Genomic DNA, 13966 nt, shown 5'->3' with positions numbered 1-13966 from the left:
GGCCGGGTCAGCCCGACACGACGGCCTCGGCCTCCACCGGGTTCTCGTGGCGGACGACGAGGTGGCCGTTCTCCAGGTTCACGTGGATGACGGCTCCGTCGTGGATGTCGCCGGTGAGCAGGGCGCGGCCGATGGGCGTCTCGACCTCGCGGGCGAGGAAGCGGCGCAGCGGACGGGCGCCGTAGACCGGGTCGAACCCCTCGCGGGCGATGAAGGCGCGCGCCTCCGCGCTCACCTCCAGCATCGTGAGGCGTTCGGCGAGGCGCTCGCGCAGGTCGCCCAGCATCAGGTCCACGATCTGTTCGATCTCGGGCTGCGTCAGCGGCTTGAACAGCACGATGTCGTCGACCCGGTTGAGGAACTCCGGGCGGAAGTGGACCCGCATCGCCGCCAGCACCGCCTCCCGCGTGTCCGGCTTGAGCTCGCCCTGGTCGGTGACGCCCTCCAGCAGCAGCTCCGACCCGATGTTGGACGTCATGATCAGGATCGTGTTGCGGAAGTCGACCGTACGGCCCTGCGCGTCCGTCAGGCGGCCGTCGTCCAGGACCTGCAGCAGCGTGTTGAAGACGTCGGGGTGCGCCTTCTCGATCTCGTCGAGCAGCACGACCGAGTACGGCTTGCGGCGGACCGCCTCGGTCAGCTGACCGCCCTCCTCGTACCCGATGTATCCGGGAGGCGCGCCGACCAGGCGGCTGACGGTGTGCCGCTCCTGGTACTCGCTCATGTCGAGACGCACCATGTTGTCCTCGGTGTCGAACAGCGCCTCGGCGAGCGCCTTGGCCAGTTCGGTCTTGCCGACGCCGGTCGGGCCGAGGAACACGAACGACCCGATCGGGCGCCGCGGGTCCTTGATGCCGGAGCGGGCGCGGATGATGGCGTCGGAGACGAGCCGGACGGCCTCGTCCTGGCCGATGACGCGCTCGTGGAGGATGTCCTCGAGCCGCAGCAGCTTCTCGCGTTCGCCCTCCTTGAGGCGGCTGACCGGGATGCCGGTCCAGCGGGCGACGATCGCGGCGATCTCGTCCTCGGTCACGACCTCGCGCAACAGCCGGTGCTCGCCCTGCTTGGCGAGCAGCCGCTCCTCTTCCGACCGCAGGCGGCGTTCGAGGTCCGGCAGCACGCCGTGGCGGAGCTCCGCGGCCCGGTTCAGGTCGTACTCGCGTTCGGCCTGGTCGGCGTCGCGGCGCACCTGTTCGATCTCCTGCCGCAGGTCCTGCAGGCGCCGCAGCGTGTGGCGCTCGGCCTCCCACTGCGCCCGCATGGCCTCCGCCTCCGACCGCAGCCCGTCCAGGTCGAGGCGCAGGTCCTCCAGCCGGGCGCGGCTCGCCGGGTCCTCCTCCTTCTCCAGGGCCGCCGCCTCGATCTCCATCCGGGTGACGCGCCGGGTCAGCTCGTCCAGCTCGGCGGGCATGGAGTCGATCTCGGTACGGAGCTTGGCGCACGCCTCGTCCACCAGGTCGATGGCCTTGTCGGGCAGGAAGCGGTCGGAGATGTAGCGGTGACTGAGCACGACCGCGGCGACCAGCGCGGCGTCCTGGATCTTCACGCCGTGGAAGACCTCCAGCCGCTCGCGCAGCCCGCGCAGGATGGAGATGGCGTCCTCCACGGAGGGCTCGTCCACCATGACCGGCTGGAACCGGCGCTCCAGCGCGGCGTCCTTCTCGATGTAGCGGCGGTACTCCTGCAGCGTCGTGGCGCCGATCATGTGCAGCTCACCGCGGGCGAGCATGGGCTTGAGCATGTTGCCCGCGTCCATGGACCCCTCGGTGGCGCCGGCGCCGACCACGTTGTGCAGCTCGTCCACGAACAGCAGGATCCGCCCCGCGGCGGCCTTGACCTCGTTCAGCACGGCCTGCATGCGTTCTTCGAACTCGCCCCGGTACTTCGCGCCCGCGACCAGGGCGCCCAGGTCCAGGTTGACCACGGTCCTGCCGCGCAGCCCCTCCGGCACGTCGCCGCGTTCGATGCGCTGCGCCAGGCCCTCGACGATCGCGGTCTTACCGACGCCGGGATCGCCGACCAGGACGGGGTTGTTCTTGGTCTTGCGGGACAGGATCTGGATGACGCGGCGGATCTCGGTGTCACGCCCGATGACCGGGTCCAGCTTGCCCTCCCGCGCCTCGGCGACCAGATCCCGCCCGTACTTCTCCAGCGCCTCGTACGCCGCCTCGGGGGTGGCGGAGGTGACCCGCTGGTTGCCCCGCACCGCGTTCACCGCCTCGGCGAACTTCTCCGGCGGCACCCCCGTGATCACGGCCTCGTCGATCAGCGCCATCAGCAGGTGCTCGACCGACACGTAGTCGTCCCTGAGCCTTCGCGCCTCCTCGAACGACTTCTCCAGCACCCGCCCGAGCCGGCGGGTGACGTGCACCTGCTCGGGGGTCGCTCCGGGACCGGCGACCCGGGGACGCCTGCCGAGCAGGCTCTCCATCTCGCTCCTCAGCAGGCCGGGGTCGACGTTGGCCTGTTCCAGCAGGCGTGACGCGAGACCGTCGGGCTGGTCGATCAACGCCACGGCCAGGTGCTCGGCGTCGACGTCGCTGTGTCCTTTCTCGACCGCGTGGGTCTGGGCGGCCTTCAGGGCCTGTTGTGACTTCTCGGTCAGCTTGTTGATGTCCATGTTCGGTCTCCCAGACGTCTCGAACGATGCTGCATGGCCGACTCCAGCGCGGCGATGCGGTCGAGCAGCTCACACACCAGGCCGATGGAGGCGTAGTTGAGGGGGAACGCGGAGCGCAGCCGACGGATACGGCCGACCGCGGCGATCTGCGCGGGCATGAACCACAGCTCCCCGCAGGCGTCCTGCTCGGCCTCGATCAGGTCCAGGGCGACGAGCCGGCGGATCAGGTCGGGATGGGTGCCGCACAGCCGGGCGAAGGAGTCCAGGTCCAGGCGTAGTGGTCGCATCAGCGCGTAGGTCATCGCCGCTCCCGGGGATCGAAGGTGGACGCGGCGGCGAGCCGTTCGAACAGCCGCCGCTCCTCGTCGGTCGGCCGCGGAGGCACCACGATCTGGATTTCGGCGAACAGGTCACCGGCCGCACCGCGCGGGTTCGGCAGCCCGCGCCCCCGCAGCCGCAGCCGCCGGCCCGACGAGCTTCCGGGCGGGACCTTGACCTTGGCGTCGCCGCCGGGGGTCTCCAGCGGTACGGTCGTGCCCAGCGTGGCCTCCCAGGGGGCGACCGGCAGCCGGAGGAAGATGTCGCGGCCCTCGACGCGGTAGCGCTCGTCGGGCCGGATGGAGACCACCAGGTACAGGTCGCCGGCCGGCCCGCCGTCCATCCCGCGGCCGCCCTGACCGGCCAGGCGGATTCGCTGCCCGTCGGTGACCCCGGCGGGGATGTTCACCTCCACCGTCCGGGTGCCCTCCGGACCGGAGATGGTCAGTTTCCGGCGCGTGCCGTGGTAGGCCTCCACGACCGACAGCTCGACCTGGGCCTCCTGGTCCGCGCCCGGCATCGGCCCCCAGCCACCGCCGTACGGCGCCCGCCGGGCGCCCGCGCCGCGCCGGGCGAAGACGTCCCCGAACAGGTCCTCGAAGTCGACCCCGCCGAACCCCTCGAACCCGCCGCCGGCTCCGGTGCCGGTACGGGCCCGGCCGGCTCCGGCACGGGCGCGCGCCCAGGCCTCGGGATCGACGTCCTCGGGAACCCGGCGGAAGTCGGCGCCGAACGCGTCGTAGCGTCTGCGCTGCTCGGGGTCGGACAGCACCGAGTACGCCTCGGAGGCGTCCTTGAACCGCTCCTCGGCCTCGGGGGACTTGTTGACATCGGGGTGGTACTGGCGGGCGAGCTTGCGATAGGCACGCTGGATCTCGTCCTGGCTCGCGGTCCGCGACACCCCCAGATCGGCATAGAAGTCACGAGGCGGGGCCATCGGACCGTCCCTTGGCGACCACCACCTGCGCCGGTCGCAGCTGCCGCGGTCCCTCGCCGTACCCCGGCAGCGCCACCCCGACCACGGTTCCTTCGGGCGCGTCGGTGCCGGCCAGGGTGCTCACCGCCTCGTGCCGGAAGGGATCGAACGGCACGCCGACGTCGTCCTGGCGCGGGTAGCCGAGGCGCGCGATCACGTCGCGGGCCTGGTCGAGGACGGCACGGACGCCCTGGATGACGGCGCCGGGCTCGGCGTCGGCGTGTTCGAGGGCGCGTTCGAGGTTGTCCAGGACCGGCAGCCACTGCGCGGCCGTACGGGCGCGCTCGGCGTCGCGTTCCTCGTCCAGGGCGCGGACGGTGCGTTTGCGGTAGTTGTCCAGGTCCGCGAGCGTCCGCCGCCACCGGTCCTCCAGCTCCGCGACCTTCGCCGCGATGTCCTCCCCGGCCTCATCGGCGGCCTCGACCGGCTCGGCCGGGCCGCGTCCGGCCTCTTCGGCCGGCGCCTGGGCGGGCGGGCCGGCGGGGTCCGGCGGCCAGGTGCGCGGCTCGCGCGGACGCCCGGCCTCGCCGCCGCCTGCTGTCTCACTCATCGGCTGTCTCACTCATCGGTGGTGAACTCCGCGTCGATCACGTCCTCGCCGCCGCCGCCGGGCGGCGGCCGTCCCGGCCCACCGGGGCCTCCGGGACCGCCCGGCCCGCCAGGTTCTCCGGGTCCGCCGGCGGCGCCGATGGCGGACAGACCGTGGTAGACCTGCTGGAGTTCGGTGGTCAGGGAACGGAGCCGGTCGATCGGCGCCTCTTCCTTGATCGCCTGGCGGGCGTCGTTGATGAGCATCTGCGCCCGTGCCCGCTCGTGCTCGGGCACCCGATCGCCGAACTCGCCCAGCCGCCGCTCCACCTGGTAGGCGACCGAGTCGAGGGTGTTGCGGGCGTCGATGGTCTCCTTGATCCGGGCGTCCTCGGTGCTGTGCGCCTCGGCGTCCCGGATCATCCGGTCGATCTCCGAGGGATCCAGATTGGTGCTCTCGCTGATGGTGATCGCCTGCTGGGCGCCGGTGTCCTTGTCCCGCGCCGAGACGTTCAAGATCCCGTTGGCGTCCACATCGAAGGTCACCTCGATCTGCGGCTCTCCCCGCGGAGCCGGACGGATGTTCTCCAGCCGGAACCGGCCCAGCGTCCGGTTGTCCGCCGCACGCTCCCGCTCGCCCTGCAGGACCACCACGTCCACCGCCGTCTGGTTGTCCTCGGCGGTGGAGAACGTCTCGCTGCGCCGCGCCGGGATCGTGGTGTTGCGGTCGATGGTCTTGGTCATCACCCCGCCCAGGGTCTCCAGGCCCAGCGACAGCGGTGTGACGTCGAGCAGCACGACGTCCTCGACCTCGCCCTTGAGCACCCCGGCCTGGATGGCCGCGCCGATCGCGACCACCTCGTCGGGGTTGACCGTCATGTTCGGCTCCTTGCCGCCGGTCAGCCGCCGTACCAGGGCCTGGACCGCCGGGATCCGCGTCGACCCGCCGACCAGGATCACCTCGTCGATGTCGTCGGCGGTGATCTTCGCGTCGCCCATCGCCTGCCGCATCGGACCCTCGCACCGCGCCAGCTGATCCGCGATCAGCTGCTCGAACGTCGAGCGCATCAACGTGGTGTTCAGGTGCTTGGGACCGGTGGCGTCCGCGGTGACGAACGGCAGGTTGATCGTCGTCTGCGTCACCGAGGACAGCTCCACCTTCGCCTTCTCGGCCGCCTCGAACAGCCGCTGCAGCGCCTGGGGGTCATCCCGCAGGTCGATCCCGGTGTCGCGCTTGAACTCATCCGCCAGGTGGTCCACGGTCCGGCGGTCGAAGTCGTCCCCGCCGAGGTGCCCGTCGCCGGAGGTGGCCCGGACCTCCACGACGCCGTCCCCGACGTCGAGGATGCTCACGTCGAAGGTCCCGCCGCCCAGGTCGAACACCAGGACCGTCTCGTTGCCCTTCTTGTCCAGCCCGTAGGCGAGCGCGGCGGCGGTCGGCTCGTTGATGATCCGCAGCACCTCCAGCCCCGCGATCCGCCCCGCGTCCCGGGTGGCGTGCCGCTGGGCGTCGTTGAAGTACGCCGGGACCGTGATGACCGCCTCGGTCACCCGTTCACCGAGGAACTTGCCCGCGTCATCGGCCAGCTTCCGCAGGATCAGGGCGGAGATCTCCTCCGGCGCGTACTGCTTGCCCCCCACCTGGAACCGCACCGCGCCGTCCGGCCCCGCGACCACGTCGAACGTCACCGCGGTCAGCTCACTGGCCACCTCGTCGAACCGCCGCCCAATGAACCGCTTGGCCGAATAGATCGTCCCCTTCGGGTTCAGGATCGCCTGACGGCGCGCCAGCTGTCCCACCAGCCGTTCGCCCTCGGGCGTGAACGCCACCACCGACGGCGTGGTCCGCGACCCCTCACTGTTCGGCACCACCGACGCATGGCCTTCCACCATCGCCGCGATCACCGAGTTCGTCGTCCCCAGATCGATCCCCGCCGCCTTCGGCATGACCCACCTCCGTACTGTCCGACCTGCCGCGGTGCGCGCACCGGACCGGGGGGCTCGCCTGCTGCCGAGCCGCTCGGCTCCCGGGGGCCGGGACGCCCGTCCCGCGGCCGGTCCTGACGTCGGCCCGTGTCTCCTCCATCGACACTCGCCGTCCGCGCGGCCCGGCGCATCCTCAACCCTGGTAGGGATCGGAGGGGTAAGCGGCGACGAGGCCCCGGCGAAGCCGTGATCCCGGTGGCGCGCTTCGTTTGCGCCGCGGAGGCCCGGGGGAGGGGGCCGTTATAGCGGTCTGGGGACGCGGTCGTAATCCCAAGAAACGGGGCACCGGGATGACTCAGACGGGATATTCATCGTTCGACACCACGCTGCACAAGACGAACCGCATGCTGCGGCAGATCGAAGAGTCGTGCGGCTGGCCGAAGGAGCGCCGGAACCAGTCCTATGGCGCCCTGCGCGCGGTGCTGCACGCGGTTCGCGATCGCCTGACGGTCGACGAGACGGCGCACTTCGCCGCTCAGCTGCCGCTGCTGGTCCGGGGCCTCTACTACGACGGGTGGCATCCGAGCGGGGTGCCCATGAAGATGCACCGCGAGGACTTCCTCGACCACATTCGCCGTGAGATGCCGCCGTGCGAGGTGGAAGGCGGCACCGAGAAGCTCGTGAGCTCGGTGACCCAGGCGCTGCGCCTCTACGTCACCGACGGCGAGTGGCAGGGCATCAAGGCCGAACTGCCCAAGGACCTGGCGGAGATGCTGCCCTGAGAGCGCCCGTACCACGATGCGTTCGCCAGGTGAGAACGCCGGGCACGGCCCCGGCGTGCGCCACGCTCAGATGTCGAGGCCGAGCTCGCGCAGATAGCGCGGTTCCGCCTCGGTGGGCGGGAAGTACTGGAAGAGCGGGTCGTCCTCGCGCGGGGCCGCCGGGCCGGGGATGTCGTCGCGGGGCGTCCAGCGGCCGTCGCGTACCGGCGGCGGTTCGAGACCGTGGAAGAGCAGTTCCATCGCCTGGTCGATGTTCTCGCCGAGGAAGTCCTCGCCGGTCTCGCGCACCGGGAAGACGCGGCCGAGGTCGTCGGCGACGATGACGTGCGGCCGGCCCGGGTGGTCACCGACCGTGTGCGCGACCGGGCACACCGGGCGGCCTCCGATGGCTCCGGCGAGCGACGCCCACCTCCTGAGGGCCTGGTCGTCGAGCGCGACGTCCTCGGCCGGCAGGAAGTAGAGCGGCGCGGTCAGCAACTCCCCGCGGTCGTACATGGGCGTGGCGTCCAACAGGGCGAACTCGCGGTAGATCGCGCGGGCGGCGTCGTGGACCTCGACGCCCCGCGCGGCGAGGACGTCGAACCACGGGGCCACCCGCGCGATGGTGTCCCGCCCCGGCATCCAGCCGGCGCCGGACAGCGGCGACAGGGTGGCGTAGGTGAACCGCCGTGGCCGGGCTCCGCCGCCTCGCTCATGAGCCCCCATCGCTCGATCCCGCGTATCCCCGGAGAAGCAGGGAGAACACCGGTGCTCATCCGCTCGCTCAGGGCACTCCGGTCCTGTCCCGCGCCGGCTTAGGGGCCCCGCCACGGCCTCCGCTGCGCGGTGGCGCACTACCCGGATTAGGGATGTCGCGCCGGACCGCGGCGCATAGCGTCCCAGGCGTGGCGATCCGGCAGAGCGAGGGTCACTGACGAACCGCCGCAGGGGAGCCGAACGCGCCGTCCCCGCCGCCGGGCGGGGAGGGCGCACTTCGGACCGTGCCGGCCGGAAAGGCGCGAGCGTCCGCTCGCCGCTTCACCGGCGGTTCCGCTGAGTGGGCGCTGGGTGGGCATGGAGTACTCCGAGTTCCTGCAGATCACGCAGAGCGAGGCCGGGGGCGACGCCGGGGAGGCCGAACGCGCCGCGCGAGCGGTCCTGACGACACTGGGTGAACGCCTCTCGCGCGAGAACGCCGATGCCCTGATCCCGCGGCTCCCCGACGAGATCAGGCCCTGGCTGCGCACCGAGCGTTCCGCCGAGCGCTTCGCCGTCGCCGAGTTCCTGCGCCGCGTCGCCGAACGCGAGGGCGTGGACACCGAGTCGGCCGAACGCGACGTCCGCGCCGTCGCCGCCGCCCTCCGTGAGGCGGTCGGGAACGAGGCGTACGCCGGCCTGACGACCCGGCTCCCGCCGGACTACACGATGCTGCTGCCCCCGCCCTGAGCGACCGCCCGGAACCCATCTGCGGGTCCCGGGCGGTCGGCGACGCTCGGCAGGGACGTCACAGGCGCCGGCGGAGGAACTCCTTGCCCTGCTCCGCGCCCTTGCGGCTCTCGGCCTGGGCGCGGCGGAACAGGTCGGCCAGTTCGGAGTCGCCCGACCGGTCGGCGTCGGCGATGTAGGTCTCCAGCCGTAGCGCGTTCTTCAGGCACGTCTCGGTGAACCAGAGCAGGTTGTAGTCCTTGTCCTGGGTTCCGGTGATCTGCCCGGTCTCCTCGTTGCGCACAGTCATGAGCGCCCCCTGTCAGCTGTTCGCGTTCCGCCATCAACGGCGTACTGCTCCACTACCCGCCTTGACCTGGGCGTAGTCGGGTGGGACGCGACGGCCTTCAGCCCTCGCCGGGTGCTTCGTGCGACGTTTCGCCGCCGGCCGGCAGCGGCGTGTGCGGGTAGTGCAGGTCGAACGCCGGCCGGTCGGACCGGATACGGGGGATCTCCTGGAAGTTGTGGCGCGGCGGCGGGGACGAGGTGGCCCACTCCAGCGAGTTGCCGTACCCCCAGGGGTCGTCGGCCATGATCTTCGGCGAGTTCCGGGCGGTCCAGTAGACGTTGTAGATGAACACCAGCGTGGACAGGCCGAGCAGGAACGCCCCCGCGCTGGACACGGCGTTCAGCGTCGCGAACGGGCTCCAGTAGTCGGGGACGCGCCGTTGCATGCCTTCCGCGCCGAGCCAGTGCTGGACGAGGAACGTCATGTGGAAGCCGATGAACAGCATCCAGAAGTGGATCTTGCCGAGCCGGTCGTTCAGCATCCGGCCCGTCATCTTCGGCCACCAGAAGTAGAACCCGGCGAACATGGCGAACACCACGGTGCCGAACAGCACGTAGTGGAAGTGTGCGACGACGAAGTAGCTGTCGGTGGCGTGGAAGTCGAGTGCGGGCGAGGCGAGGATCACGCCGGTCAGCCCGCCGAACAGGAAGGTCACCAGGAACCCGATCGCCCACAGCATCGGCGACTCGAACGTCAGGTGCCCGCGCCACATCGTGCCCGTCCAGTTGAAGAACTTCACCCCCGTCGGGATCGCGATCAGGAACGACATGAAGGAGAAGAAGGGCAGCAGCACCTGGCCGGTGGCGAACATGTGGTGCGCCCACACCGTGGCCGACAGGCCCGTGATCGCGACGGTCGCGCCGACCATGCCGACGTAGCCGAACAGCGGTTTGCGGGAGAACACCGGGATGATCTCGGTGACGATGCCGAAGAACGGCAGCGCGACGATGTAGACCTCGGGGTGGCCGAAGAACCAGAACAGGTGCTGCCAGATCATCGCCCCGTACGAACTGGCGTCGTACACGTGCGCGCCGAGCTTGCGGTCGGCCTCCAGCACCAGCAGCGCCGCGGCCAGCACGGGGAAGGCCAGGAGCACCAGGATGCCGGTGAACAGGATGTTCCACGTGAAGATCGGCATCCGGAACATCGTCATCCCCGGCGCGCGCATGGCGACGATGGTCGTCATGAAGTTGACCGAGGTCAGGATCGTGCCCAGGCCGGACAGCACCAAGCCCATGATCCACAGGTCTCCGCCGCCGCCGGGCGAGTGGACCGAGTCGCTGAGCGGTGTGTAGGCGGTCCAGCCGAAGCTCGCCGGGCCGTCCGGAACGAGCATCGACGCCACCACCATGATCCCGCCGAACAGGAACAGCCAGTAGCCGAGGGCGTTCATCCGCGGGAAGGCGACATCGGGCGCCCCGATCTGCAGTGGCACCAGGAAGTTGGCGAACCCGCCGAACAGCGGTGTCGCGAACAGCAGCAGCATGAGCGTGCCGTGCATGGTGAACAGGGTGTTGTACCGGTTCGCGCCGACGAACTGCATTCCCGGCTCGGCGAGCTCGGCCCGGATGATCATCGCGAGCAGGCCGGCGATGAGGAAGAAGCCGAACGCCGTCGTCAGGTACAGGTAACCGATCACCTTGTGATCGGTCGTGGTGAGCACGGAGACGACGGCTCCGCCGCGGGCACGCGGGGGTCGCTCCGGAGCGGTCGGTGGTGTACGCCCCGTAAGTACCATGACCGGTCTCCAGTGCCGTCCGGCATCGCCATCCCCAGCCGTTCCCGCTGCGTACGGTGGCCAACCGCGTCACGTCCTCCCAGGTCGGAGCGTCGTCGTGATCCGCGTCCGGGGGCGGCTTGCCCAAGTTTTACCCCGCGCCCTTGAACCGGCGGAGCCGAAGAGGTCCGCTGGTAAGAGGACGTACATCACGCTCCGTGGCTCGGCCTGGCACTCGCGGGCCGGGGGGAGGACGCCATGAACGATGGACGTCAGCGCAAGACCGATCGGCCGGCCCGCGCACTCGGCTGGGCCGGCGTGGGATTGGGAGCGGCCCAGCTCGCCGTGCCGAACGCCGTACGCCGCATCACCGGGGTGGACGACTCCGCGTCGGCCCACCTGCTGGTGCCGCTCGCGGGCGTACGCGAGCTGTGCCAGGCGGCCGTCCTGCTGGGCAGCCGCGTCCCGGGGCCGTGGGTGTGGACGCGAGTGGCGGGCGACGCGGCCGACCTGGCCGTGCTCGGCCTCGCGGCGGCCCGCCGCCGGGGAGTGCGGCGCCGCCGGGCGGCGGTCGCCACGGCGGCGGTCGCGGGCATCGCGGCCGTCGACCTGGCCACCGCACTGCGCCGGGGCCGCCGCCCGTGGGACCGGGAGTTGACGCTGCACGCGGCGATCACGGTCCGGCGCCCGCGTGAGGAGGTGTACCGCTTCTGGCGCGACCTCGCGAACCTGCCGCGCTTCACGAGCCGTCTGGAGTCGGTGACGGTGATCGACGACCGCCACTCCCGCTGGGCCGTCCGCGGTCCGTCCGGGCGCACGGTCGAGTGGGACGCGGAGATCGTCGAGGACCGGCCGGGCGAGGTCATCGCCTGGTGCTCCTCCCGGGGCACCGTGGTGACGAACAGCGGTGAGGTGCGCTTCGCCGATGCGCCGGGCCTCCAGGGGACCGAGGTGCGGGTCCGGCTCCTCTACGAGTTGCCGTACGGCGCGGCCGGGGCGGCTCTCGCGCACCCCGAGCGGCAGGTACGCGAGGACCTGCGGCGATTCAAGCAGATCATGGAGACCGGCGAGGTACTGCGCGCGGAGGGCGGCCCGGAGGGCGTGCGGGCGATGCCCCGGCTCCGGCGGCGCCCGGCGCAGCCGGTGACGACAGGGGGGACGCCGTGAGAGCCAACTGCTGGATGGGCCGCAACCACGTCGAGGTCCGGGACGTGCCGGATCCGCGGATCCTCAACTCCCGCGACGCGATCGTCCGCATCACCTCCACGGCGATCTGCGGATCCGATCTCCACCTCTACGACGGCTACATCCCGACGATGAAGAAGGGCGACGTGCTCGGGCACGAGTTCATGGGGGAGGTGGTCGAGACGGGGCCGGACGTCACCGGCCTGCGGGCCGGCGACCGTGTCGTCGTGCCGTTCCCGATCGCCTGCGGTGCCTGCGACGCGTGCGAGCACGGCCTGTACTCGGTCTGTGAGAACTCCAACCCGAACGCCGGCATGGCGGAGAAGGTGATGGGCTACAGCCCGGCGGGCATCTTCGGCTACTCGCACATGCTGGGCGGCTTCGCGGGCGGGCAGGCGGAGTACGCGCGCGTGCCGTTCGCCGACGTCGGCCCGATCAAGATCGAGGACGACCTGCCGGACGAGCAGGTGCTCTTCCTGTCCGACATCTTCCCGACCGGCTGGATGGGCGCCGAGATGTGCGACATCACGCCGGGCGACGTCATCGCCGTCTGGGGCGCCGGGCCGGTCGGGCAGTTCGCCATCGCGTCGGCCTTCCTCATGGGCGCCGAGCGGGTGATCGCGATCGACCGCATCCCGTACCGGCTCGACAAGGCCGAGCGCGCGGGTGCCGAGGTCCTCGACTACGAACGGACCGACGTCCTCGACGCTCTGCGCGACATGACGGCCGGCCGGGGGCCGGACGCGTGCATCGACGCGGTCGGCATCGAGGCGCACCACCCCGCCCCGCTGATGTACGGGTACGACCGGGCCAAGCAGGCGACCAGGACCGAGACCGACCGGCCGTTCGCGCTGCGGGAGGCGATCATGGCCTGCCGCAACGGGGGAGTCGTCTCGGTCGTCGGCGTCTACGGCGGCTTCGTGGACAAGTTCCCGATGGGCTCGCTGATGAACCGGTCGATCACCCTGCGGGGCGCCCAGTGTCACGTCCAGCGTTACCTGCGCCCGCTGCTGGAGCGGATCCGCGCCGGGGACATCGATCCCGGCTTCGTCATCAGCCACCGCATGCCGCTGGAGGACGCCCCGCACGGCTACGAGATCTTCCGGCAGAAGGAGGACGACTGCCTCAAGGTGGTCCTCACGCCGTAGCGCCCGTACCGGCGCACGGGAGGTACCGATCATGATCATTGATCTGGTGAACACGACGACCGGCAAGATCGAGGAGGCGCTCATCGCGGTACGCCACCGCGTGGGCGGCCCGGCGAGCGGCAAGGTGCTGACCCTCGTGATCGTCACCGACGAGGTGGGCCAGTACGATGCGCTGCGCTTCTCGGCCGAAGCGTCGCAGGACAGCCCCAGCCGGATCCTCGCCGTCATCCGGCGCGGCGGTGAGGAGCCTCGGCTGGACGCGGAGGTCCACGCCGGCGACACCGGCCCCGGCGAGACCGTCCTGATGCGGATGTACGGGTCGCTGGCCCAGCACGCCGAGTCGGCCGTGCTGCCGCTGCTGCTGCCCGACACGCCGGTCATCACCTGGTGGCCCGGTGAGGCGCCGAGCCGTCCCGGCGACGAGCCTCTCGGCCACCTCGCCCAGCGTCGCGTCACCGACGTCACCGGCAACGCCGACCCCCTCGACGCGCTGACCCGGCTGGCGCTGGCCTACCGGCCAGGCGACACCGACCTGTCCTGGACGAGGCTCACGCCGTGGCGCTCCTTGCTGGCCAGCGGGCTGGACAAGCCGCACGGGGCCATCACCGGGATCACGATCGAGGCCGCGTTCGGCAACCCCAGCGCCGTGCTCCTCGCCTCCTGGCTGTCCGCACGGCTGGAGGCGCCGGCCGAGGTGGCCTGGTCGTGCGGCCCCGGCGTGACGTCGGTCGCGCTGGAGACGACGACCGGACGCATGTCCGTGACGCGCCCGGACGGGCGGGTGGCGACCCTCAGCCGGCCCGGCCAGCCCGAGCGGCAGGTGGGTCTGCACCGGCGGCCGAAGGCCGAGCTGATCGCCGAGGAGCTCCGCCGGCTCGAGCCCGACGAGATCTACCGCGAGGCACTCGTGGGCTGGGCGGAGAACGTCACGCTCCGCGTCCCCGCCGGCGTGCCCTAGAGCGTGTCCTCAAAGCCATATGAGCAGGGTGGCCAGGTCGATCATGCCTTGGTAG

At 71.2% G+C, this 13966-nt stretch carries 13 protein-coding genes; 5 read left to right on the top strand and 8 right to left on the bottom strand.

Features of this window, described 5'->3' with window-relative positions:
• Window positions 1-7: 7 nt before the first annotated feature.
• From clpB to dnaK, 5 genes are read right to left on the bottom strand one after another with little or no spacing between them, the layout of a single operon-like run.
• Complete coding sequence (gene clpB / locus ABEA10_RS14405) at window positions 8-2620, bottom strand: ATP-dependent chaperone ClpB (RefSeq protein WP_345463154.1); 2613 nt, start codon at window positions 2618-2620, stop codon at window positions 8-10.
• Window positions 2602-2922 carry a chaperone modulator CbpM gene (locus ABEA10_RS14400; protein ID WP_329237127.1) on the bottom strand — a complete coding sequence of 107 codons (321 nt, stop codon included), beginning with the start codon at window positions 2920-2922 and terminating at the stop codon, window positions 2602-2604. Before ABEA10_RS14400 ends, clpB begins: the two co-directional genes overlap by 19 nt.
• Window positions 2919-3875: a DnaJ C-terminal domain-containing protein gene (locus ABEA10_RS14395; RefSeq protein WP_345463148.1), complete on the bottom strand. Its 957-nt coding sequence runs from the start codon at window positions 3873-3875 to the stop codon at window positions 2919-2921. Before ABEA10_RS14395 ends, ABEA10_RS14400 begins: the two co-directional genes overlap by 4 nt.
• Window positions 3859-4464 carry a nucleotide exchange factor GrpE gene (locus tag ABEA10_RS14390; RefSeq protein WP_345463145.1) on the bottom strand — a complete coding sequence of 202 codons (606 nt, stop codon included), beginning with the start codon at window positions 4462-4464 and terminating at the stop codon, window positions 3859-3861. Before ABEA10_RS14390 ends, ABEA10_RS14395 begins: the two co-directional genes overlap by 17 nt.
• An 8-nt stretch (window positions 4465-4472) precedes the next feature.
• Entirely contained in the window at window positions 4473-6389 is a 1917-nt protein-coding gene (gene dnaK, locus ABEA10_RS14385) for a molecular chaperone DnaK (protein WP_345463142.1), read from the bottom strand.
• 329 nt (window positions 6390-6718) lie between these two features.
• Here dnaK and ABEA10_RS14380 point away from each other — a divergent pair, with 329 nt between their 5' ends.
• The gene (locus tag ABEA10_RS14380; RefSeq protein WP_345463139.1) at window positions 6719-7150 is read left to right on the top strand and encodes a DUF2267 domain-containing protein; all 432 of its coding nucleotides are present in this window, start codon (window positions 6719-6721) and stop codon (window positions 7148-7150) included.
• A gap of 66 nt (window positions 7151-7216) precedes the next feature.
• Here the strand turns inward: ABEA10_RS14380 and ABEA10_RS14375 are convergent, their stop codons facing one another.
• Window positions 7217-7855 carry an SUKH-3 domain-containing protein gene (locus ABEA10_RS14375; protein ID WP_345463136.1) on the bottom strand — a complete coding sequence of 213 codons (639 nt, stop codon included), beginning with the start codon at window positions 7853-7855 and terminating at the stop codon, window positions 7217-7219.
• A gap of 348 nt (window positions 7856-8203) precedes the next feature.
• On the opposite strand from ABEA10_RS14375, the gene ABEA10_RS14370 reads away from it, so the two are divergent.
• The gene (locus ABEA10_RS14370) at window positions 8204-8575 is read left to right on the top strand and encodes a DUF2267 domain-containing protein (protein ID WP_345463132.1); all 372 of its coding nucleotides are present in this window, start codon (window positions 8204-8206) and stop codon (window positions 8573-8575) included.
• A gap of 58 nt (window positions 8576-8633) precedes the next feature.
• Here the strand turns inward: ABEA10_RS14370 and ABEA10_RS14365 are convergent, their stop codons facing one another.
• Both ABEA10_RS14365 and ctaD read right to left on the bottom strand, forming a co-directional pair.
• Window positions 8634-8864 (bottom strand): hypothetical protein, encoded by a 231-nt coding sequence (locus ABEA10_RS14365; RefSeq protein WP_329237112.1) that lies wholly within the window; start codon window positions 8862-8864, stop codon window positions 8634-8636.
• Between the two features lie 97 nt (window positions 8865-8961).
• Window positions 8962-10641, bottom strand: coding sequence for an aa3-type cytochrome oxidase subunit I (ctaD, locus tag ABEA10_RS14360; protein ID WP_345463125.1), 1680 nt, complete (start codon window positions 10639-10641; stop codon window positions 8962-8964).
• Window positions 10642-10878: 237 nt separating this feature from the next.
• Here ctaD and ABEA10_RS14355 point away from each other — a divergent pair, with 237 nt between their 5' ends.
• Genes ABEA10_RS14355 through ABEA10_RS14345 form a run of 3 tightly spaced genes read left to right on the top strand, consistent with a single transcriptional unit; the run spans window position 10879 to window position 13911 of the window.
• Window positions 10879-11787, top strand: coding sequence for an SRPBCC family protein (locus tag ABEA10_RS14355; protein ID WP_345463122.1), 909 nt, complete (start codon window positions 10879-10881; stop codon window positions 11785-11787).
• The gene (locus tag ABEA10_RS14350) at window positions 11784-12953 is read left to right on the top strand and encodes a zinc-dependent alcohol dehydrogenase (protein ID WP_345463119.1); all 1170 of its coding nucleotides are present in this window, start codon (window positions 11784-11786) and stop codon (window positions 12951-12953) included. The genes ABEA10_RS14355 and ABEA10_RS14350 overlap by 4 nt, the downstream gene beginning before the upstream one ends.
• 31 nt (window positions 12954-12984) lie before the next feature.
• On the top strand, window positions 12985-13911 hold the full coding sequence (locus tag ABEA10_RS14345) for a glucose-6-phosphate dehydrogenase assembly protein OpcA (RefSeq protein ID WP_345463116.1): 927 nt from the start codon (window positions 12985-12987) through the stop codon (window positions 13909-13911).
• Window positions 13912-13966: the final 55 nt, after the last annotated feature.

It is taken from the genome of Actinoallomurus oryzae (genome assembly GCF_039541955.1).
Classification (GTDB): domain Bacteria; phylum Actinomycetota; class Actinomycetes; order Streptosporangiales; family Streptosporangiaceae; genus Actinoallomurus; species Actinoallomurus oryzae.
This window is presented reverse-complemented; position numbering and strand designations above follow the sequence as displayed.